This is a genomic window from Streptomyces zagrosensis (genome assembly GCF_014203645.1).
Classification (GTDB): Bacteria; Actinomycetota; Actinomycetes; order Streptomycetales; family Streptomycetaceae; genus Streptomyces; species Streptomyces zagrosensis.
The window spans coordinates 1-19809 of sequence record NZ_JACHJL010000038.1; the positions used below are offsets into that span (position 1 = coordinate 1).

The following is a 19809-nucleotide window of genomic DNA, read 5'->3' on the forward strand; positions in this document are numbered from 1 at the left end:
GACGCACCAGCAGGAAAACCTGGCCGCTCGCCTGCACGATCTCATCGAGACCGCAGGTCCACTAGTGGAGAAGATCACTGGCCTGACCTTGCCGGCGGAGCCCGTCTTTCGCATCCTTATCCCCAAGGTGTGGCGTGCGGAGGCCGTCGCGAGCGTGGCTCGGGTGTGTGCTCATGACCTGGCGGAATGCCCACCTGCCGAGGTGTCCCGCCTACGTGCGGCCCCCAAGGTCACCAGGGTGATGATGCGGGCGGCGTGGGTAATGTCGATGGGGCTGACGGTCACCGGGGCGACCGGCAGGAGCGAGACGCTGGTGAGCGCGGAGGCCCTGCGTCACACCGGTCTGCTGGCAGACCCTCAGGTGATGGGGCAGACGGTGGCGCACGAACTGGTGCATCACGCGCAGAACTTGGCCACCGGTGGGGATCGCCGGTGGGTCACGCTACTGCCCCACCTGCACGGCATCGGTGAGCTGGCGCGCGATCACGTCGTCGAAGGCCACGCCCGATGGGCTGACCGCCTCGTCACCGCCGCCTTGTTCGGGGTGCCTGTTGACGATGAGCAGGCGCCGCGTAGCCGCCGCTACCGCAGGCGCGCCAAAATGCCCCTAGTCCCAATGCCGTTCGGTTAGAGGTTTGATCGGCGGTGCAACTTTCGGCGTTTCGGCTGGTGATACGGGTGCAGCCCTTGTAGTGGTTCTCGGGTCCGCCAAGACTCGTGTTCCTCTGCAAGGGCTGCAGTGTCTGATTCTGTCATTACGCATGCTCCCGGCGTGTTCGCCGTGGGGCACCTGGGCGAGTTGACCCAGGTTGTTCCGTTCGATCTCGTCGACGAGGCGCTCGCGTCCGCAGGTGGCCTGCAGCAGCGGGTGCGGCGGCTGCCGTCGCGGGTGGTGGTCTACCTTCTGCTCGCTGGCGCGTTGTTCACCGAGATGGGCTGGACGGGGATCTGGTCCCGGCTGACCGCCTCGCTGTCTGTGCCGCTGCCCATACCGGCGGGTTCATCGATCACCGCTGCGATGCGACGGGTCGGTCCCAAACCGTTGAAAGCGCTGTTCGACCTGGTCAAAGGCCCCGTAGCGGTGACCGCGACACAAGTGGCACGGTTCGCTGGCAGGCTGGTGGTCGCGATCGACGGCACCCAGATCGCGCTGCCGGACACGCCCGCGAACCTGTTGGTGTTCCCCAAGGCGAAGGCCGGACCGAACGGGCCCGCCGGTTACCCGATGCTGCGTCTGGTCACGCTGATGGCCTGCGGGACCCGAACCCTCATGGGCGCCGCCTTCGGCACCGACGCGACCGGCGAGCTGACCTACGCCCGTGAGCTGGTCACCACCGCGGGCACGACCGCAGCACTCCGGCCCGGGATGCTGCTGCTGGGTGACCGGAACTTCTCAGCCACCACGTTCGTGGGCACCGTCGCGTCCACGGGCGCGGACTTCCTCATCCGGGCCAAAACCCACAGCACAGCGCTCAAGCTGCCGACCCTGCGTCGTCTGCCCGACGGCACGTTCCTGTCCCGCATAGGTGAAGTCACCGTCCGTGTCATCGAGGCCACCATCACCCTCACCCCTGCCGACGGCACCAGCAAGCACAGTGCCACCCACCACACCTACCGGCTCGTCACCAGCCTGCTCGACCCCGACGAAGCGCCCGCCACCGCTTTGGTCAGGCTCTACCGAGAACGCTGGGAGATCGAGACCAGCTACTGCGAGCTGAAATCGACCATCCTGGGCGGCAGAGTCCTGCGCGGCCGCCACCCGGCAGCCCTCACCCAGGAAACCTGGGCACTTCTGCTCGCCTACCAGGCACTACGCACCGCGATGAGCGACGCCGTCCTGCACCGGCCCGACATCGACCCCGACCGCGCCGCATTCACCATCGCGCTGAACACGGCACGCGACCAGATCATCAAGGCCGGCGCGGCATCATCCACACCCAAACCGACCTCGTCGGACAGATCGGCACCGCCATACTCAACGGCCTCCTACCCGCCCGCCGAGACCGGTCCCGACCCCGCGTAAAGAAACGAGCGATCAGCTCCAAGTACCGCGCCGTCGGCCGCCACACCGACCACCGAACCCGCAGAACCGCCGTCCACATCAAGATCAACGCATCACCAAGCCCGCCAGACGACTAACCGAACGGCATTGGCCCTAACCCACGGCGCCGCCCCCCTCCACCTCGCCCTCGTCTTCGGCATCGACGAAAAGACCGCCATCCGCTACGCGGACTCCGCACGGGCCCTGCTAGACCAGGCCGCTGAACAGCCACTCCGGTGAAGTCAGCTCGACCAGTACACGCCTTTGATGGGGGGAGCATGCCGTCAGGGCAGAGTCAACAGCCGGGGCAGGTCGCCGGAGACGATGTCAGGGCGAGCGCGGCGATCCGCAGCTCGGACGCCCACGTCTGCTGGTCGAGCCCCAACGTGTACTCCATGCAGCACCCGCATTGCGGGATCAACGATACAAACGATCGCTCCTCAACGGTTTCGACCTCCGTCTCCCACCAGCCATCCGTCACCAGGCCGGCGGGAGCGATCTCCCCATTGATTAGCCTCGCCGCCAGCCGACGCAGAGCGTGGCGCTGTGCCAGGCCAGGATCAGGCAACTCGATTCCGGCCTCGGAGAGTGCTTGCTCGAAGGCATCGCGGATATCGCGGGCATCCGCGTTGCGAGGCAAACCGGCGAGCTCGCACAACGTCGGGGTGTCCAGCCCGGCCGCGAGTGCCTCGGCAACAATCATCGGCAGGTCCTCCGGGCGGATCTCATCCGCCTGATAACGGCAGGCCACCTCACCCAAAGACGTGAGGCCACTCCCTGTTGAGGATTCCGGTTCCGGTGTCGTTCCTGCTGTTCTCATGACTCGTACGATGCCAGCATGTGCCCAAGGAGAGTTGCCCAGCAGGCGGTCCACTCGGCACTCACTCCGCGTGGCTGGACTGGTCAGCGCCGCAGGACCGCCTCGAGCTGGTTGGGCTGCTGTACGGCGGGGCCAGTGTGCTCGTCCAGCACGACGGGGAGCCGTTGCTGGGCCGGGTGCGCGGGATGCGGTCGGGGGCGTCGATCACGTCGATGTCGACGGTGATGGGTCTGACCGCCTCGCTGCTGGAGGAGCTGGATCTGTGTCCGGGTCTGCGGGTGCTGGACGTCGGGACGGGCGCGGGGGTGACCGCCGCGGTGGCCTACCAGGTCTGCGGCGACCAGGGGGTCGTCACCCTCGACCGGTACCGGCGCCTCACCGACGCGGCCGCGGCCCGGCTGGCCGATCTCGGCTTCCGTCCGGAGGTGGTGTGCGGCTCAGGCGAACAGGGCGTTCCGGGGCGGGAGTTCGACCGGATCTTCGTGTCGTACACGGTTGGGAATCACCCGGACTGACTGGTCCGAGCACTACACCCAGGGGCAAGGCTTCCGGCGGCTCGGGGACGAGGAGAAGGGCCTGCTCGTCGAGCACGCGCCGGTGCCCAAGGGCGGACGCGCGCTCGACGTTGGGTGCGGAACGGGCGAGGTGTCCGTGTGCCTTGCCTCGCTCGGGTACACCGTCGACGGAGCGGACTTCGCCGAGGGCGCCCTGGAGCAGGCCCGTACCGACCACCCCGACGCGGAGGTGCGGTGGCTGTGCCTGGACATCGAACGCGACGACCCCGCCCCGCTGGGCAACGACCTTTATGACCTGGTGGTGTTCCGCCTCTCGGTGGCCTTCTTGCACGACCGCACCCGTGTCCTGCACACGCTCGGGCGCCGACTGCGCGAGGGCGGCACCATGCTGGTCATCACCCCGCTGGCCGCGAGCACTTCCGCCGAGAAGCGGCACATCGCACTGGACGAGGATGAGATCAGCGCCCTCACCTGCGGATGGACGAGCGTGCACCGCATCGCCGTCGGCGACTCGGCGGCACTGGTCCTGCGCGGGCCGTGCGCGGAAACGGTCGCCATGGAACGGTCCGTGCCGGCCACCGGCTACGCCGTTGCCGGGCCGCTGGCCGTCGTCACCGACGAGCACGGGCGCGTTCTGCTCGGCTGGTCCAAATGCGGCATGTGGGAAATCCCGGGTGGGAAAATCGAGGGTGCCGAGCCGCTGGACGGAGCCGGGGTGCGCGAGCTCGCCGAGGAGACCGGCCTGCACGCCACCGGCGCCATCGTGGTGACCATCCTCACCGACGCCGCCCAAGGTGTCCCGCGGCTGACCGCCGTGATCCGTATCGCCGGCTTCACCGGCACCCTCACCACCGCGGAGCCGCACAAGTTCACCCGCTGGGAATGGCACGACCTCCACACTCTGGGGTGTCTCGGCCCGATGTTCACCCCGAGCGCCCAGGCACTGGATGCCGTCTGGCCCGGTGTCATCCCCGGCCTGCCGCCGGTCAACGTCTACCCGACCGCCACCGAACTGACGCCGGTGCCCGGGGAACCGGCCGAAGCCGTCCGGCTGCGCCACCGCATGGCAGATGCCGTCATCGCGGGCGGTTGGACGTCCTCCGCCGTGGTCCAAGAGGCGCTGCGCACGGTGCCGAGGCACCGGTTCGCACCGGAGACGGACCTCAAGATCGTTTGCGACGACGACCTGGCCGTCGTCACCCGCCGGGACGAGCACGGCCGGGCGACCAGCTCGGTCAGCGCCGCCTGGCTCCAGGCCGACATGGCCGAGCAACTCCAGCTGACGCCCGGGGGCGGCCGTGCTTGAGGTTGGATCCGGCGGGTACAACGCGGAGCTCTTGGCGCACATCCTGGCAGAGCGCGGCCGGGTGGTGACTGTGGATGTCGACCGGTACGTGGTGCAGCGAACACAACGGCTGTGTGCGGAAGCCGGCAGCGGCCGGGTCACCGCCGTCCTTGGTGACGGCGGACCGGAGAGCCATGACCACCACATCCGTCCCCGGCGAGTTGCCCGGCACCCGAATGAGCGACGAGGCCTACGGCGCTTCGCGGGCCTCGGCCGCTTTGTGGGCCGGGACGTCCGTGCTGATCACTAACCAGCTCGGGCAGGTCCTGGTCCAGCACGTCGACCGCCGCGACACATGCCTCCTGCCTGGCGGTGCCATCGACAGGGCGAGTCCCCCGCCGGCTCGGCCGCCCGTGCGCTCATGGAGGAACTCGAGGGCACCGCCCCCGTCGTCCAGTGCCTGGCCGTCGGCTGGGTCCCCCGGCAGCGTCAGTGCGCCTGCCGCCATGCGGTTTCCGGCGAGATCCTGCACGTTTTCAACGGCGGCACCTGGGACGACGTCCGGATCGGTGAAATCCGGCTACCCCCGGGCGGCATCACCGCGATCGGATTCTTCGAGCCCGCACGACACCCCGACCTGCTCTCCTCGCCCGACGCCCGGCGCGCCCTGTCCGCACTGCGGGCCCGGTCAACGCCGGCGGCACGGTAGTCCTGGAGAACGGCCACCCCATCGCCCCCACGGTCTTGGACCGCGTCGGCGTTCTGCAGACCGCTCGCCCGACCTACCACTACCCCTGGTCGACGCCTTTCTGGTGAAAATTCTCTAGGGATTGACGGGGCTGGGCCACTGCCCAGCCCCGTACTCACGTAGCCTCCCAAAAATGTGCGAGATACCTCTCTACTCCCTCTGGGACCTCAAGCTCAGCCAAGCGCGCTACTTCCCCGCGCCCCGCGCTGTACATTCTCAAATTCCACGTCGTCTGAGCCCGACCCAAATCGATGCGCTCCTCCTCCGGCCCGGCAAATACCCACACCGCAAGCTGTCCGCTAGTCGAGAAAAGCGTCACCTCGCTTTTCTCCTCCCACGCCTGCGAATCGTCAATAGGCGGCTCCCCATCCCAGACCTCCACAGTGAGCGGAGCCCAATGCGTGTGACCGGCACTCTCCACATCAACTCGAAGGCGATGTGCAACCAGAAAAGCTGCGCCTAACTCAGCACGCCCTTCGGGATACACGATGGGCACCTCCCCATCATCATCCTCCTGCAACGAGAACCCGTTGTAGTCCACCAGAATCTCAATAAGTTGCCGGCTAAGCACATTCGCCATCATCATTCCCATCCCCTAAGTAGGACTCCGTTAGGTCTGTCTCGGTCTTGGTGTCGTGTGCGGTCTGTTGGGCAGGGGCTGTTGGCAGGTGGTGCAGATGCCCGTCCAGCACCTCAGGATGTCCTGGAGGGCGTCGAGGGTCTGGTAGAGGGTGAGGTCAGTGTGGGTGCTTTTGGGGCCAGCCGTTGTTCGGTGAGGAATGCGTAGGCGGCGGTCACGAGGGGGATGTGGTGGTGCCAACCGGGCCAGGACCGGCCTTCGAAGTGGTCCAGGCCCAGGCCCAGGGCTGATTCAAAGTCCTGGTGATCGTGTGGTTGTGCAGGTTAGGCGGCCGTGGTCGCGGGGCCGTGTCGGGCGCAACGAAGCTCCGGTTGTCCAAGGTGACCTGTCGGGCAGTGGGTGGCGAGCGCGCCGCAGGATGCCCTGGCCCGGCTGGGTGCGCGGGCGCTCGGGCCGCTCGGTGTGCGCCGGGCCCCGGCCGCTTCCACGATCCGCCGGGTGCTGACGCTGGTGTGCCCCGGCGGCCTGGCCGATCTGCTCGGCCGTCATCCCACGAGTGCCAGGTGTCTGGCGGTGGACGGCGAGAGCGCCAGGGGCTCGCGCATCGATACCACCGCGGCAGCTCATCTACTGTCGGCGGTCCTGCCCGGTGGACATGTCGTGGCCCAGCTGCGGGTGCCGGATAAGACCACTGAGGTCATCGGCTTCACGCCGCTGCTGGCCCCGTTTGATCTCACCGGTGTCACGGTGATCGCCGATGCCCTGCATGCCTGCCGGGAGCACGCGAAGTGGCTGGTGGAGACCAAGAAGGGGCACTATCTGCTGGTCGTGAAGCGTAACCAACCCACCTTGCACACGGCCCTGCGCGCGCTGCCGTGGAAGCAGGTCACCGCCCGCCGCTACGACCGCGGGAGGGGACATGGCCGCCGGAAGACCCGCTCGGTCCGTGCGCTGACCGTCACCGGCCTGGCCCTGGACTTCCCGTACGTTACCCAGACCGCGAAGATTGTGCGTCACCGCGTCGACGTGAGGAGCGGGAAGGCCACCCGCAAGACGGTCTACGTGATCACCGACCTGCCCTCCACCACCGCGTCCCCGCAGCTCATCGCCCAATTCACCCGCTCGCAGTGGAAAATCGAAGCCGTGCACCACGTCCGGGACACCACCTTCGCCGAAGGTGCCTCGAAGATCCGTACCGGCCACGGCCCGGCCAACATGGCCACCCTGCGCAACTTCACGATCAGCACCCTGCGCACCGCAGACCATCACAGCATCACCGCCGGCCTCCGCCACCTCTCCTACAAGCCCCACACCCGCCCACTTGACTTCATCGGACTGCCCTGAACAGCAACACCCTTTACAGAGCAGGATTTTTGAATCAGCCCTGGCCTCTCTGCGTCACTGCGGACTCACGCCGCCCGGTTCACGGACTGCTGCAAGTGACGAAAAAGCGAAAGGCAGGGCGCTGCGTCAGCCATGACAGGTTCGAACCTATCAATTTACAGCCAAAGTTTAATGATTCGCTCTATTTAAAGACATTTGATCATCGTTCAGGATGTTGGAATGCCTCCTACCTCTCTACGTTGCTGAGTGTCGGTAGGGGAATCTCTCCTTCCGCACAAACCGAAGGACGTATGTCATGCGCTTCCTGCGCACCACGACCACTGCCCGGACCTTCCTCATCGCCTCGATCGCCGTAGCGGGGCTCACCGCCACCCCCGCTCTCGCTTCCGCGCAATCGGGTCCGGTCGGCGCCCGGGCCGCCCTCGGCGTCCTCGGCGCTCCGGGTGCCAATGGTGCCAACGGCGTCGGACTCCTCGGTGGGCTCGGCGGGCTGGGCGGCACCGGCGGCGCCGCGGGTGCCAACGGCGACGGCGGCAACGGAGGAGCGGGCGGCAACGCCACCGGCACGGCGAGCGTCGGCGGGGGCGGCGGCGCGGGCGGCGCCGGCGGCGCCAACGGCAACGGCGGGAACGGGGGCGCGGGCGGCGCTGCCGCTCTCGGCGGCAAGGGCGGCGTGGGCGGTGTGGGCGGCGCGGGCAACGCCGGTGCGGGCATCGCCGGCGGCAAGGGCGGCAACGGAGGCGCCTCCAAGGTCGGCGGCGGCTTCAAGGGCGGTACGGGTGGTGCCGGCGGCGCCGCCAGCCCGGTGTGCCCGGGCAAAAACGGCGGCAACGGCACCCCCGCCACGCTCACCGCGGACGGCACCACCGGAGCCACCGGTGCGGCGGGCAAGACCACCCTGCCCTGCTGAACGCACGGGTGAGCACCTCGAAATGCCGTACGGCCACCGCGGCCGATCGCTGACCGCAGAGATGCGGAGCCGAGGCCAGTACGCGTCGCACGCGCACAATCTCGATGCGATCTTGGCCAGACTGACGGCATATCGAAGCTCCGGTACTTCAGGGCGACTTGGGAAGGTCACCCCGGACAACCGGAGCTTCGTTGTGTCCGACACGGCCCCGCGACTACGGCCGCCTGACCTGCACAACCACATGATCACCAGGACTTTGAAGCAGCCCTGACGGCAAAGGCGGGACACCAAACCAAAGCAGCCCAGCCCCCTGAAGACCACTGCTCCGTCACGCTCCCTTCCGGACAGCATCAGGCAGCAGACTCACTCTCACGGCCTTCGTCTTGGTCACGCGCACCTTGGTCGGAGCACATGAGCAGACGAAGGCCGCCCCCGTGTCCGGCGAATCCCCTGGTGGGCGACTCAGTTCGAGACACCGTTCGAGGCCGGAAGAAAAAGAATGAGCTTAGCTCAAGCAAACCGCCGCAATGCCAGTTCCGATGCGAACTCCTCCCAGGCTCGGGCACATTGAGTAGCCGCGGCAGATACCATCTCCGTGCGGTGCGCCGGAATGGCCTGGGTGATTCCGCTCCAGCACTTAGCACCCATCAACTGCATATCGAGCATCCGCAGCAGCAGGCGCCCCATCTCCGTATGTCTCAGCGAGGGGTCCTTGCACAGATTCCGGAAGAGCACGTCCAAATTCACCTGGGTCAACTCTTCGGCCGCACTTTCTGGGGTGGGCGCGGACGAGCCGTCCGCCAGCTGCGACCGCGACTGTTCGTGGGGTCGCACCTGGCCCCGCCCTTCCGGCCGATCCTGCGCCACACCCGTCAGTCGTGCCTGCTTGCCGGGCTTCGACGACCGGCGCGTGGCAGGCACCGGGTCCTCCCCCCGTTGCAGCCGCTCACGCACATCCCGCACGGTCCCCGGTGAGATCCCGGCCTTCTTGGCTATCTCCCGCAGTGGCGCGTCGGGCGATTCGGTGATCAGACTCCCCGCCATCCTGCGTCCTTCCTCTGTGCTCAGCGGACGAACCTTGCCGTCCCGTCCGATACGAGCGGCGGGTGCGGGACTCTCCGCCCCCTCGCTGCGCCGTAACGCACCGACGGTTGTGGCCGACAGGCCGGTCGCCGAAGCGATGGCGCGGTCTGCCCACTCAGGGTGAGTGAGGACGATGCGCGCGGCAGCAGCCGTCCGCTCCGTCAGCGTCAGCGGCAGTCCGTGCCCGGCGTTCGACTCCACAGCCAGCACGAAGGCATCGGCCTCGGAGCCCTCGAAGAAGCGAACCGCGATCTCCGAATGGCCCCGTATCTGCGCCGCCCTGAGGCGATGCATTCCGTCGATGACCCGCATCGTCGAACGGCGCACGATGATAGGCGGAAACTCCGTTTCCGAAGCCGAGAGGGCGCGGGCGTGTTCCAAGTTCTCACCCGCCAGCCGTGGTGAATCGGCGGGTAGCAGCAGCGCGATCGGCACAGTGGCCGCCGGGGAAGACTCCGGATGCCGCGACGGACCTGTGTACGCCCCACACGCCATACGGATGGCCTCAGAGTGCAGCGACTCAATATTCATTGCACTCATTGCCAGATACCCCTATACACGATGGAGTTGCATTCTTTCTGGCCGAGTCCTTCTTGGCCGGGTTCACTCGGTCCCATGAACCCCTGCTCCCCCCTTGCGAGTTGCGGGTCCCGCATGCTGCATGAGAGCTTGCATTGCCGATTCTCGTCCAGCCCCCAATCGCAGCCAGCCCCACCGCCCACCGCGGCGCGGATCTTCTGTGCGGCATTCAGCTCAGCCTTGCTCCGGAGGGAGAGGGACGGGCACATCGTTACGCTAAGGCGCTGGCGCACGTCACGCAGTAAGGCGTGGGGCTTCTCTACGAGCAGAGTGCTCGCATACCTGCGCCTCTCCACCCTGTCGGCCGGTCGGACCTTGTCGTCCCACCCAATCCGCCTGGGCAACTGGGGGACTTCCTCAGTTGCTGACCGCTGGCAGATTGCAGCGACGATCTTGGCCATCAGGCTGGTCGCTGCGGCAATCGCGCGATCAAACCGCTCTGGATGCGGCTTGACGATGCGTTCTGTCGCCGCTGCGCGCTCGGGCAGGGGCAGCGGTAAGCCATGTTGCGCATTGGATTCCATAGCAAACACAAACGCGTCCTTCTCTCTGCCATCGAAGAACTTGACATCGATTGCACCCCACCTCTGTGAATTCACGGAATTCAGTCGATGCACTTCATCGGCGATAATTGGCATCGACGAGCAGTACACAATGATCGAGGGAGCTTCATGTCCAGACTGGGCAAGCGTGCGCGCATTCTCTGTGTTTTCCCCAGCCAGTCGTGGCAAGTCCGTCGTAATCAACGAAGCGACGGATACACTGTCTATTATCTGACCGAATAAACCATTCACGCGCAACGGCCTTCCGACTCCATTTACCCTCCCTATGACGTAAAGGCTTGCATGGGTTTACTCAGCCCTAGGAGCCTGGGCATTGGCTACAAGTAAGGTCATCCGGCGGCGTCGCAACGCCAAACCCAATCTCAAGATGAGCGCACCGAAAGAGAGAAGCGGAGCAGATGGCTGGCCATGACGCCCAGGGCGGCTGCGCGGCTGGTGTATGAAAGCGTCATGCTGCACCCAGGGTTCGGCCTGACGGCGAGGACGGAAGCCCGGTGCGCTGCCCTCAACGAATCGGGTCGCGATGTACCCGGCGTCCCCGCGCAGCACAGCCGGTATACACCGCCGACGACCCGTCTCGTGGGGCAGCCCACCATGATCGGCAGCAGCACAGTCCGCACCTCGACCAGGGCGTTCTCCCTCTACAGGCATGAAAGGTGCTGCAGGAGAAGGGAGTTGACAGGCATCCACCTCGCGCGACAAGGCTCCCCTTCGCTACCACCCGCACGGTGCTTCTGTGCTGCGCCCGCCAACACGTCGGGCATGCGCGGTACCCCTCTCCGTACCCCGAGCGCTGGGTGACACTCAGCGCAGATCTGGCTCCGAGCAAGGAAGACTCACCGTAAGACGAGGCATTTCGGCACCAGCGACGCGTTCACTGCAAGGTGCTCGATGAGCCGCAGCGCAGTTTGGCCGCCCCAGTCCCATCGCCGTCAACAGTGCATCGTGTGCTGACACGTCGGTGCTCCCGCGCCCCGTGCGCGGTGTGGCAACGAGTGCAATACACGGGGTCGTGCGTAGACAGCCCCAGACGCTACAGAGCGGACGATATACCGTCAAGTCGTCCGCCCAGACGGACAGTTCGGAATTGTGTCAGGCGCTACGGCCGCTCTACGGCAGTGGTCGCCGCGTCCGCATGCTGCTGATTAGTTACTCCCATTACGAACAACCGTCCCTCGCAATGATCTCTTGGAGCATGATGCGCCGGACCCCGCGCACACCTACTCGACGACGACCCTGGCTGTCCCTCGCCCACAAGGCGGGGCTCGCCGGCCTGGCGGGAACCACGGTCGAGTGGTATGACTTCTTCGTCTTCTCCACCGCAGCCAGCCTGGTCTTCCCAGAGTTGTTCTTTCCCGAAGCGCAGCAGGCCACCGGTCTGCTGGCATCGTTCGCGACGTTCTGGGTTGGCTTTCTAGGCCGTCCTGTCGGTGCAGCGCTATTCGGCCATTTCGGGGACCGGCTCGGACGAAAACGCAGTCTGATGGCGACACTTGTGCTGATGGGGGCGGCTACCACAGGCATCGGACTGCTGCCTCGTTACGAGGAGGCGGGGATCACCGCTCCGGTGCTGCTGTGCGCTCTGCGGCTCGTCCAGGGGGTAGCAGTCGGCGGCGAGTGGGGCGGCGCGGTGCTGCTGGCCGGTGAGCATGCGCCGCAGGGACGCCGGGTGATCCTGACGGCTATGGTGCAGCAAGGGGCCCCGCTGGCCTCAATCCTGGCCAGCGCGGTCTTCCTCCCGTTCTCACGACTGGGCGACGGCGAATTCCTGGCCTGGGGCTGGCGGGTCCCCTTCCTGCTCTCTACCGCCCTCATGGCCGTCGGCTTGGTCATACGGCTGAAGGTGCCCGAATCTCCGGAGTTCGAGAGACTGTCGGCGCAGCGGCGGGTGGCACCCGCCCCGGTGCGCGACACCTTACAGCGGCACTTCCCGAAGATGGCGGTGTGCGTCGGGGCCTGCGCCGTTCCGGTTGCCGGGACGTATCTGGCTGGCACCTTCGTGCTGTCCTGGGCGACCGTGCACATCGGCTTTCCCCGGGAGAAAGTGCTGGGCGTGGTGCTATGCGCGGCTGTCGCCCGGTTCCTGGTCCAGCCCGTCGCTGCAATAGCCGCCCAACGCTTGGGGGTTGCACGCATCTGTGCCCTGGGGCTGGCTCTGTACTTGCTCGGGGTTCCGCTCGCTGTCCTAGCCTTGGGGAGCGGTTCACTGGTCTGGATCGCGCTGGGAGTATGCGGGTTGGAGTCCGCCAGCGCTGTCGTCTACGCGGTGGTCGCCGCCCTGCTCGTCGATGCCTTTCCGGTCCAGGTACGCTACACCGCGATCTCTTTAGCCCAGCAGTTGGCCGGTGTGGTGTTCGGGGGCACTGCGCCGGCCCTGGCCCAGGCTCTGGTCGCGGCGGGGCACGGCTCGCTATGGCTGGTGGCGCTCTACCAAGCGTTCCTGGCCGTCCTATCAGCCTCCTGCCTCCTGGCTCTGACGTCCGTCCGCCCCGCTGCCGCGGCGGCAGCACGCCCCCGCCGGGAGGTGACCAATGCGCCAGAGTAGTTTCCTTGGGGCAACGTCATTGGCCAGACTTAGCCTTGATCCATCGGCCGGTTGTGAAGCCGATTTTTGAGGTTCGGTGAGCCGAGTGTGGTGCTGCCAACTGGATGCAGGCATGGGGGGTGTCTACCAGCCTGCCCGGCTTTCCCACGGTTTCATCTCCGGTTGGCCCAGTTGGGCGGAGTGGACAGCAAGGTCAGGCCGGTTCGGGCGGTGCGTGGACGGTGTCGAACAGGTTTTCCAGGCGTGTTGCCAGGGCCATCACCGGGGCAAGTGCAGAGTGAGCCGCCGGGCGGCACGCGCGATCCGGGCGGGGACGTTGACCAGGCGGGAGCGAGGGTGACATTACTGGCCTTGGCGTGGAAGGCCGAGGCCAGGGCGCCGGTGGCCCGTAACAGGTTGTATGTCATGTCCACAGGGTGAGCCAGGCAGAGTTGGGGTGGAAGTGGGCGGAAGGCAAGTGGGCGAAAGCTTCGACTTTGCTGTCCTCGATGACCTGTTCGACGACAGCGTGGTGGCGGTGTTCACGCTCGGTCTGGAACGTGGGGGCGGGGTTGTCGGTGAAGAAGGGGTGGTAGCGCCAGACGGGGAACAGCTCGCCCTGTTCGCCGATAGTGGCGGGTTTCGCCAAGTCGCGGACGCGGCGCACAACGAGACTTTCTTCTTCCGGTTGTCCGCCTGGTCGCTCCTCTCCGGGATGACGGCGCCACCAGGCGGGGCCAGGTATAGGCCAATGACATCGGTGGCCTTCTCCGCGAACGCCGAGTCTGTCGAGATCTTGAAGGTGCCCGAGCGGTGCGGCTTCAGATTCCCCTTACGCCAGATGCGGGCAACGTAATGCCAGCACACCGCGACACCCTCACGCCGCTTCAAGTGATCGGCCAAAGTTCGCATCGACCAGTGCGACAGCCCCGAATCGGCCGGCGAATACATCCTCGTCAGCGCAATCACCCGGCCCCATGCCCGAGGCGGCACCTGGTCAGGTGGCCCGCCGTAACGCTTCCAAACCGGCCAAAACCCGCTCGGCATAGCGGGCCTTGCAGCGGCCGACCGTCAGCGATGCCACACTGGCGAGCTCGGCATGTCCTTGCGCCGGCGTCCCTCAGCCAACCACAACACGATCCGTGCGCGAAGCGCCACGATGGCCGGGTCATCTCAGCAACTCCCGCAATTCAATCATCTGTTCAGAGGTGAGATCCGTACCAGACTCAACGATCACAGACCGCCTCCGGTACCACAAACAGAATCACGAGACACTAGACTTCCTTCCTCTTGGCAGACGCCGGGTTGGCTCCTGCCTTCGTTGGGAGACATCTGCCGGGAAGGGCGAGAGATGCGCAGTAACGAATCGGCACGCGGCAAGGAAGACCGTCCGCTGCTCCTGCAACTTGAGCAGCGTCTCAACAAGTTGATCGAGATGATTTATCCCGAGGAGCGCACCCGTCCCGGTTACGCGCGGCTCGCCAAGGAAATCCGTGAGACGACCGGAGGCACCATCTCCGCCACCTATCTTTGGGAACTGGCCACCGGAAAGAAACGCAACCTCACGCTGGAACAGCTGGACACTCTGGCGCAGTTCTTCGGGGTACCACCCGAATATTTCCTCAACGACGAGGTGTCGGAACGGGTCAATGCCCAGCTAATGCTGGCAACCGCACTGCGCGACATCAAGATCCGCAGTCTGGCGCTGCGCGCCGAGGGACTCTCACCTGCCAGCCTGGACGCCCTACTCACTATGGTCGACGAGGCCCGCAAACTGCAGAACCTCTCGGCGACAAACCATCCAAGTCTCCCCGCAGCCGACTCCCATGACTGAGGAAGCGTTCCCCTCGGTATACCCGGGTGAGATTGGGTCCATTGTTATGTCACTGGCGTTCCGGATCGCACGTGTCCCGAAAGCGACCGATCTTCAGCAGGGCTATTGGGAGACGTATGCCGAAAAAATACGCTCAATTACATCAGCGTTGCCAGCCGGTCCTGGACCAACTCAGTGTGCCGAATCCCTTCACCATCGATGCTTTGTGCCAGGAGCTGTCCGTCCAGCGAAGACGTCCGTTGCATCTGCATCCGCTGCCACAACAGGACATCCGGAACGACATCTGCGGCATGTGGCTCGCCACCGAGACCGACGACCACATCTTTTTCGAACAGCGCACCAGCCGAGTACACCAAGAGCACATCGTGCTGCATGAGATCGGGCACATGCTGTTTGACCATTGGGGCACGGACCTAGGCCACAGCGGGGTGCCTCAAACCCTTCTCCCCGATCTGAGCCCGCAGTTGGTGCAACGGCTGCTCGGCCGCGCCAGCTACACCAACCGCCAGGAACAGGAGGCGGAGATGCTTGCCAGTCTGCTGCGTCTCCGCGCTTCACAGTCCGCCACCAGATCTCCACACGGCGTGCTGGGCCGACTGGAAGCCGCGCTGGGGACGCGTGCCGCGGATGAACGCTGAACCCTCCAACGTTCTGCACTGGTTCGACTACATCTGCGTGGGCTGCCTGTGGTTGGCTCTGGCACTACGTGCCCCTGCCGGCCTGCGCACTCCTGAGCAGCGCGGATTGTGGTTGGCTGTGGCCACCGCTGCAGTGGCCATGACGCTCACGCTCCCCGCCGCGACCCAGTTCGCCCTCCAGACCGCCGGGGGGGTCCACACCATCGCCCTGGCACGAAACCTGATTGGAGTACTCTCGTCGGGCGCAGTCCTGTACTTCGTCTCGGCGGCCATTGACGACCGCCGATTACGTCTGGGCGTGTACTACGTGACGGGCCTGGCCATGGTATCCCTACTGGCCCTGGATGCCCTGGCTCCACCGCACCGGGAACACGCCATAACGGGCCACGGAGCGCCGATTCCCTCCACTGCCTATTGGCTCGTCTTGACTACGGTTCATCTCGCTGCGGACATCTTTTGCATCTCCCTATGCCATCAGTACAGCAGACGCACGGCCAACCCCGTCCTCAAGGCAAGCTTACGGATGTTCGGAATCGGCACCGCGTTCTCCTGCTTATTCTGGCTCTGCCAGCTCATCAGCCTGCTGTTTCACACCGATCGGCTGCTGCCGTACCTCCCGTACGTCATGGACTTGCACGGGCTGCTACGTGCGATCGCCCTCCTGGCGCCCTCGCTGTGGGCCGTGCAGGGCGCCGTCGTAGAGATCTGCACTATCTGGCACTTGTGGCCGCTGTGGCGCGACCTGGTACAGGCCGTGCCGCACGTCGCTTTCCTCAAACCCCGCCACCGACTGCTCGAGATCGTGTGGCCGCAGGCATCCTGGCGGCTGCTGGCCTACCGCAAAATAATTGAGACCCGGGATGCCATCCTCGTCCTCAACGACTATGTGGCCGTCGGTACCTGGGCTCGCGCGCGCCGCCATGTGGCCGCTGTGAGTGTCGCTCACGCCAAAGTCGACGCGACGGTGCTCGCGTGTGTGATGACGGGGGCACGCAGCGCCAAGCTCGCTGGCTTGCCTCACCAGCAGTCCGCCGGCGGTCTCGTCAACTTCGACAAAGGCGATCTCGATAGCGAGATGGCCTTCCTCCTCGACGTGGCGCGAGCTTACGTCTCGACCCCAGCCCGGGACTTCAGAATTCATCCGAATACATCCGATAGGAAGTAAGTAGGGTGTGGCTCTCGGCTCACACAAGCGGATGCTGTTGGTGATGTTCGCCTGCCCAACTGCCGGGCAGGAGCTCGGTGTTCTGGCAGAGCCGCTGGAACGAGGTGAGCGGCCGTGGGGGCCTGGGGGCCGTGCCGGGAGGGAAGTAAGTATTCGCTGAGGCAGATGATGTTGGCGCCTGCGGCTGTGAGGACGTGCTGGACATGCGTCTTTGCCAGTCCGCAGTAGCGGCAGCGGCGCAGGCCGTGGGCGTATCCGGTCTCGGAGACGGTGGCCTCGCAGCCCCCGCGCTACGCGTAGTGAGTCCTTCAGGCGGGGGTTTCCTGCAGGGTGCGGGCACGGTCCTGGAACTCCTGCAGTGGACGCGGCATCAAGAGCAGGTGGCCGGCCCCGGCCGCCGGTGTTGCCTGTATGAGGACCGGTCCGGGCAAGCCCGGCAGGCGGCGCGCGGAAGGGCATCGAGTAGCGCAACTCGCCGATAGTTTGAGTGGGTCGAGATCTCTTCGCGAGCAATGCTCGTCTCGGCAGTGACGTCGGCGAAGACTGTAGGACGAATGTAGGGGCCCTTGTTTCATCCTCCAGAGGCTTCAGATCCACCCGCGAAGAGACGGGCGCCCCTGCCACGCCACGACGGATATAGTCGCGGATTTCCTCTCGCTGGGCGCTCCTACCACAGGGTCCAAGCGGCATTCGGGATCGGCCGGGTCACCGGGAACATAGGAAGCAATCTCCTCGACGACGGTCCGAACCGCCTCTTCATGGTCATCGGCATGCACCAATGTGCGCGTCAACGTGTTGCAGCACTGTTTTGCGTTGCGCATGACATCAGCGACATCGGCGCGGACAGTCTGTGCGAGGTCTGCTCCGGGAAGATTGACGCTGGCGGACTTGCTACCAAGTTCTAGGGCTACACGCTTAACATCAGCACCGGCAAGTGACCCGATACGCTTGCCGACGGGCGTGGAACCCGTGAACGAGATCGGTCCCAGGGTGGCGTACCAGTGCCTCCCCAGCTTCTGTTCCCCTGCCGGTCTCGGGCTTCGGCGAACTCCCGGAGGCCGGCGGCTTTGTGGACGTTGAGGTCGTCCCAGATGAGCACGATCGGGCCGCCGAGCTGTTGTTGGGCGGCGGTCAGCAGGCCCCGGTAGTCGCGCCAGGAGAAGCTCTTACGTCCGTTGCTTGGCCGTCGTCCCTGCGCGGCCGTTAGATCAGCCGGGACCTGTGGCCGGGTTTGTAGCAGGTCAGCGCCGCGATGGGTACCCGTCTGCGGGAACGGCCGCGGACGCGCACCACCGGGGTCCGGCCGCACTGCGACCAGGTCTTCGCCTGCGGCGGCGTCATGGAGAATCCGGCTTCGTCCTTGAAGACGAGCCCTGCTCCACTCACCGCCGCGAGTCTTCCGCGCAGGGCCAAACCTCCTCGACCCACCCGGCCACCGCCTCGTCGTCCCGCTCTATCGCCCGTCGGGCCGGGACCTGGTAGGACCACCCATTGCGCACCAGGAGCTTGCGCACGCCCCTGACGGTGTAGGTCAGGTGGAAGCGTTGGCCGATCACCGTCTCGATCCGCGCGAGCATCCATCGTTGGTCCTCCCAGCCGTGTGCGGCCGGCCCCTTGGCCAGCTCCGCCTCCAACTGGGCGAACTGCTTCGCACTCAGCCTCGGCAGCGACGCAGGTCCCTGTGATCGCAGAGCCTGTGGGCCGCCCTCGTCCCACATCTGCCACCACCGCTGCACCGAGCGGACACTAACCCACAGGACCTTCGCGATTACCGAGCTCGTCTCACCCCGGGCGAACCTCTCGGCCACCTTGAGCCGTAACTCCTCGCGGAACTGCTGCCGTTCGACGGCCAGCCCGCCTCCTTGTGAAAACCGCATGCATCGGTGGTACCGCACGGACGACGAACCGTCAGCCCCTGCGACTCCACGAGGTCAACTTTAGTAACTCGTTGGCGCTGCTCGGCCGGAGCTCGGGGGGGTGCGGCCGGTCGAGCACACTCGCTGCGCGGCCAGCCCTGCCGTGGGCTCGTCAAGATATGCGAGCCCTGTCTACGTTGGTCCGTGATGGGCGGCTCAGTTCCCCGCCAACGACGAAGGCAAGTGTTCCGGCAGGGGCCGCCAATCTAACGGATTCGAGAACTCTGCAAGCCAATGGAACGCCACGCCGCCGGCATCGAAAGCCCCGGCGACGAGCACGGTTGCCGCTGGGGCTCTATCCAGGCCCAGCCTCTTCCTGGGGCCCTGGCCGCTCATAGGTTCAAATTCCGCCGCGGGCCCTGCGGAACGGGCCTGTCCGGTAGCCCGCTACAGGCGCGGGGTGCGCGCCTCGATCCGGTAGTCGAAGGCGGCACCACCGACTCCGACCGCGGTCACCCCGCCGTCGACGGTGAGGACGGCCCCGTTGACGTAGGACGCGGCGGGCGACAGCAGCCAGTCGATCGCCTCGGCGACCTCCTCCGGATCACCTGGCCGCCCGGCGGGAGTCAGCCGGGTCGCCTCCCCGTACGCCGCCTCGGCGCCGCCCGCCAGCCCTGCCTCCGCCGCGAACCGCGCCATCCGCTGGTCGGCCATCTCCGTACGCACCCAGCCCGGGCACACCGCGTTGGCCCGCAGTCCCTGCGACCCATAGTCGACGACGAGGGAGCGGCAGAGGTGGAGCAAACCCGCCTTGGACGTCGCATAGGCGGCATTGCCGACGCTGTTGCGGAGCGCGGCGACCGAGGCGACCGCGACCACCGCGCCGCGGGCCGCCAGCAGATGCGGCAGCGCGGCACGCAACATCAGGAACGGGCCGGTGAGGTTGATCCGAATTAGCTCTTCCCAGTCCTCGACCGCGGTGTCGCCGACCGAGCCGCCCCGCCCGATTCCGGCGTTGAGCACCACACCGTCGAGTCTCCCGTAGGCCGTCACCGTCGTCTCGACGAGCTCGCGCACGGCCTCGGGGTCGGCGGCGTCGGAAGGGTGGGCCAGCGCTCCAGTCTCCTTGGCCACCCGGCGCAGTGGCTCGGGCCGCCGCCCGGAGATCACGACCTGGTGCCCGGCGGTGCGCAGCAGCCGGACTGTGGCGGCCCCGATTCCCGATCCCCCGCCCGTCACCAGGACAACACGCTGTTCCGACATGGTCGTTCGCCTCCAAAGATCGGCTTCCGGTTCCCCACACGGCGAGCATACGAAGTGCCGC

General features: G+C 66.2%; 20 protein-coding genes and 3 pseudogenes. 13 read left to right on the top strand and 10 right to left on the bottom strand.

Annotated features, from left to right (window positions below):
• The 3 genes from FHS42_RS35085 to FHS42_RS38395 form a co-directional block, all read left to right on the top strand.
• The coding region (locus tag FHS42_RS35085) for a hypothetical protein (RefSeq protein ID WP_184580251.1) at nucleotides 1–631 on the top strand (631 nt) is incomplete at its 5' end.
• A gap of 108 nt (nucleotides 632–739) precedes the next feature.
• Nucleotides 740–2023, top strand: a complete 1284-nt coding sequence (locus FHS42_RS35090) for an IS4 family transposase (RefSeq protein WP_184580253.1) — start codon at nucleotides 740–742, stop codon at nucleotides 2021–2023.
• Between the two features lie 126 nt (nucleotides 2024–2149).
• Nucleotides 2150–2281 (top strand): hypothetical protein, encoded by a 132-nt coding sequence (locus FHS42_RS38395; RefSeq protein ID WP_281392941.1) that lies wholly within the window; start codon nucleotides 2150–2152, stop codon nucleotides 2279–2281.
• Between the two features lie 55 nt (nucleotides 2282–2336).
• Here FHS42_RS38395 and FHS42_RS35095 read toward each other — a convergent pair whose 3' ends face one another.
• The gene (locus FHS42_RS35095; protein ID WP_184580255.1) at nucleotides 2337–2861 is read right to left on the bottom strand and encodes a hypothetical protein; all 525 of its coding nucleotides are present in this window, start codon (nucleotides 2859–2861) and stop codon (nucleotides 2337–2339) included.
• A gap of 20 nt (nucleotides 2862–2881) precedes the next feature.
• On the opposite strand from FHS42_RS35095, the gene FHS42_RS38905 reads away from it, so the two are divergent.
• The 4 genes from FHS42_RS38905 (at nucleotide 2882) to FHS42_RS35110 (ending at nucleotide 5370) form a co-directional block, all read left to right on the top strand.
• A complete protein-coding gene (locus FHS42_RS38905; RefSeq protein ID WP_312867168.1) occupies nucleotides 2882–3376 on the top strand; it encodes a methyltransferase domain-containing protein in 495 nt (164 codons plus the stop codon).
• Nucleotides 3357–4682: a methyltransferase domain-containing protein gene (locus FHS42_RS35105; RefSeq protein ID WP_312867169.1), complete on the top strand. Its 1326-nt coding sequence runs from the start codon at nucleotides 3357–3359 to the stop codon at nucleotides 4680–4682. Before FHS42_RS38905 ends, FHS42_RS35105 begins: the two co-directional genes overlap by 20 nt.
• Nucleotides 4675–4971, top strand: coding sequence for a hypothetical protein (locus FHS42_RS38910; RefSeq protein ID WP_312867170.1), 297 nt, complete (start codon nucleotides 4675–4677; stop codon nucleotides 4969–4971). Before FHS42_RS35105 ends, FHS42_RS38910 begins: the two co-directional genes overlap by 8 nt.
• Nucleotides 4972–5082: 111 nt before the next feature.
• Nucleotides 5083–5370, top strand: coding sequence for an NUDIX hydrolase (locus FHS42_RS35110; RefSeq protein ID WP_184580257.1), 288 nt, complete (start codon nucleotides 5083–5085; stop codon nucleotides 5368–5370).
• 154 nt (nucleotides 5371–5524) lie between these two features.
• Here the strand turns inward: FHS42_RS35110 and FHS42_RS35115 are convergent, their stop codons facing one another.
• Together FHS42_RS35115 and FHS42_RS35120 are read right to left on the bottom strand one after the other, a co-directional pair.
• Nucleotides 5525–6001, bottom strand: coding sequence for a hypothetical protein (locus FHS42_RS35115; RefSeq protein ID WP_184580260.1), 477 nt, complete (start codon nucleotides 5999–6001; stop codon nucleotides 5525–5527).
• Between the two features lie 101 nt (nucleotides 6002–6102).
• Nucleotides 6103–6270 (bottom strand): annotated as a pseudogene (locus FHS42_RS35120) (IS701 family transposase); the annotation flags it as partial.
• A 118-nt stretch (nucleotides 6271–6388) separates the two neighbouring features.
• Here FHS42_RS35120 and FHS42_RS35125 point away from each other — a divergent pair.
• Entirely contained in the window at nucleotides 6389–7333 is a 945-nt protein-coding gene (locus tag FHS42_RS35125; RefSeq protein WP_312867171.1) for an ISAs1 family transposase, read from the top strand.
• Between the two features lie 295 nt (nucleotides 7334–7628).
• Nucleotides 7629–8243, top strand: coding sequence for a PE-PGRS family protein (locus FHS42_RS35130; RefSeq protein WP_184580262.1), 615 nt, complete (start codon nucleotides 7629–7631; stop codon nucleotides 8241–8243).
• Nucleotides 8244–8753: 510 nt separating this feature from the next.
• Here the strand turns inward: FHS42_RS35130 and FHS42_RS35135 are convergent.
• Both FHS42_RS35135 and FHS42_RS35140 read right to left on the bottom strand, forming a co-directional pair.
• Nucleotides 8754–9653, bottom strand: coding sequence for a ParB/RepB/Spo0J family partition protein (locus tag FHS42_RS35135; protein ID WP_312867172.1), 900 nt, complete (start codon nucleotides 9651–9653; stop codon nucleotides 8754–8756).
• A 209-nt stretch (nucleotides 9654–9862) separates the two neighbouring features.
• Complete coding sequence (locus FHS42_RS35140) at nucleotides 9863–10699, bottom strand: hypothetical protein (RefSeq protein WP_184580266.1); 837 nt, start codon at nucleotides 10697–10699, stop codon at nucleotides 9863–9865.
• A 949-nt stretch (nucleotides 10700–11648) separates the two neighbouring features.
• Between FHS42_RS35140 and FHS42_RS35145 the strand changes: the two genes are divergently transcribed.
• Nucleotides 11649–13013 (top strand): MFS transporter, encoded by a 1365-nt coding sequence (locus FHS42_RS35145; protein WP_221477179.1) that lies wholly within the window; start codon nucleotides 11649–11651, stop codon nucleotides 13011–13013.
• 403 nt (nucleotides 13014–13416) lie between these two features.
• Here the strand turns inward: FHS42_RS35145 and FHS42_RS35150 are convergent, their stop codons facing one another.
• Complete coding sequence (locus tag FHS42_RS35150) at nucleotides 13417–13659, bottom strand: hypothetical protein (protein ID WP_184580268.1); 243 nt, start codon at nucleotides 13657–13659, stop codon at nucleotides 13417–13419.
• 684 nt (nucleotides 13660–14343) lie between these two features.
• On the opposite strand from FHS42_RS35150, the gene FHS42_RS35155 reads away from it, so the two are divergent.
• The 3 genes from FHS42_RS35155 (at nucleotide 14344) to FHS42_RS35165 (ending at nucleotide 16629) form a co-directional block, all read left to right on the top strand.
• Complete coding sequence (locus FHS42_RS35155) at nucleotides 14344–14826, top strand: helix-turn-helix domain-containing protein (protein WP_184580270.1); 483 nt, start codon at nucleotides 14344–14346, stop codon at nucleotides 14824–14826.
• 116 nt (nucleotides 14827–14942) lie between these two features.
• Nucleotides 14943–15464 (top strand): hypothetical protein, encoded by a 522-nt coding sequence (locus tag FHS42_RS35160; protein ID WP_184580272.1) that lies wholly within the window; start codon nucleotides 14943–14945, stop codon nucleotides 15462–15464.
• On the top strand, nucleotides 15454–16629 hold the full coding sequence (locus FHS42_RS35165; protein ID WP_184580274.1) for an MAB_1171c family putative transporter: 1176 nt from the start codon (nucleotides 15454–15456) through the stop codon (nucleotides 16627–16629). The genes FHS42_RS35160 and FHS42_RS35165 overlap by 11 nt, the downstream gene beginning before the upstream one ends.
• On the opposite strand, the pseudogene FHS42_RS38400 reads toward FHS42_RS35165, so the two are convergent.
• The 4 genes and pseudogenes from FHS42_RS38400 to FHS42_RS35190 all read right to left on the bottom strand — a co-directional run.
• Nucleotides 16602–16901: pseudogene (locus FHS42_RS38400) on the bottom strand (transposase); the annotation flags it as partial. The gene FHS42_RS35165 and the pseudogene FHS42_RS38400 sit on opposite strands and share 28 nt — an antisense overlap.
• 315 nt (nucleotides 16902–17216) lie before the next feature.
• Nucleotides 17217–17720 (bottom strand): aldehyde dehydrogenase family protein, encoded by a 504-nt coding sequence (locus FHS42_RS37965; RefSeq protein ID WP_312867173.1) that lies wholly within the window; start codon nucleotides 17718–17720, stop codon nucleotides 17217–17219.
• Nucleotides 17660–18506 (bottom strand): annotated as a pseudogene (locus tag FHS42_RS39450) (IS630 family transposase); the annotation flags it as partial. The pseudogene FHS42_RS39450 and the gene FHS42_RS37965, both read right to left, overlap by 61 nt.
• Before the next feature lie 426 nt (nucleotides 18507–18932).
• The gene (locus FHS42_RS35190; protein WP_184580278.1) at nucleotides 18933–19748 is read right to left on the bottom strand and encodes an SDR family NAD(P)-dependent oxidoreductase; all 816 of its coding nucleotides are present in this window, start codon (nucleotides 19746–19748) and stop codon (nucleotides 18933–18935) included.
• Between the last annotated feature and the right edge of the window lie 61 nt (nucleotides 19749–19809).

Coding starts and splice junctions, on each gene's coding strand:
- FHS42_RS35155 (WP_184580270.1), top strand. CDS start 14,344: ATGCGCAGTAACGAATCGGCACGCGGCAAGGAAGACCGTCCGCTGCTC.
- FHS42_RS35160 (WP_184580272.1), top strand. CDS start 14,943: ATGCCGAAAAAATACGCTCAATTACATCAGCGTTGCCAGCCGGTCCTG.
- FHS42_RS35115 (WP_184580260.1), bottom strand. CDS start 6,001: ATGGGAATGATGATGGCGAATGTGCTTAGCCGGCAACTTATTGAGATT.
- FHS42_RS35130 (WP_184580262.1), top strand. CDS start 7,629: ATGCGCTTCCTGCGCACCACGACCACTGCCCGGACCTTCCTCATCGCC.
- FHS42_RS35190 (WP_184580278.1), bottom strand. CDS start 19,748: ATGTCGGAACAGCGTGTTGTCCTGGTGACGGGCGGGGGATCGGGAATC.
- FHS42_RS35095 (WP_184580255.1), bottom strand. CDS start 2,861: ATGAGAACAGCAGGAACGACACCGGAACCGGAATCCTCAACAGGGAGT.
- FHS42_RS35145 (WP_221477179.1), top strand. CDS start 11,649: ATGATCTCTTGGAGCATGATGCGCCGGACCCCGCGCACACCTACTCGA.
- FHS42_RS35110 (WP_184580257.1), top strand. CDS start 5,083: ATGGAGGAACTCGAGGGCACCGCCCCCGTCGTCCAGTGCCTGGCCGTC.
- FHS42_RS35165 (WP_184580274.1), top strand. CDS start 15,454: ATGAACGCTGAACCCTCCAACGTTCTGCACTGGTTCGACTACATCTGC.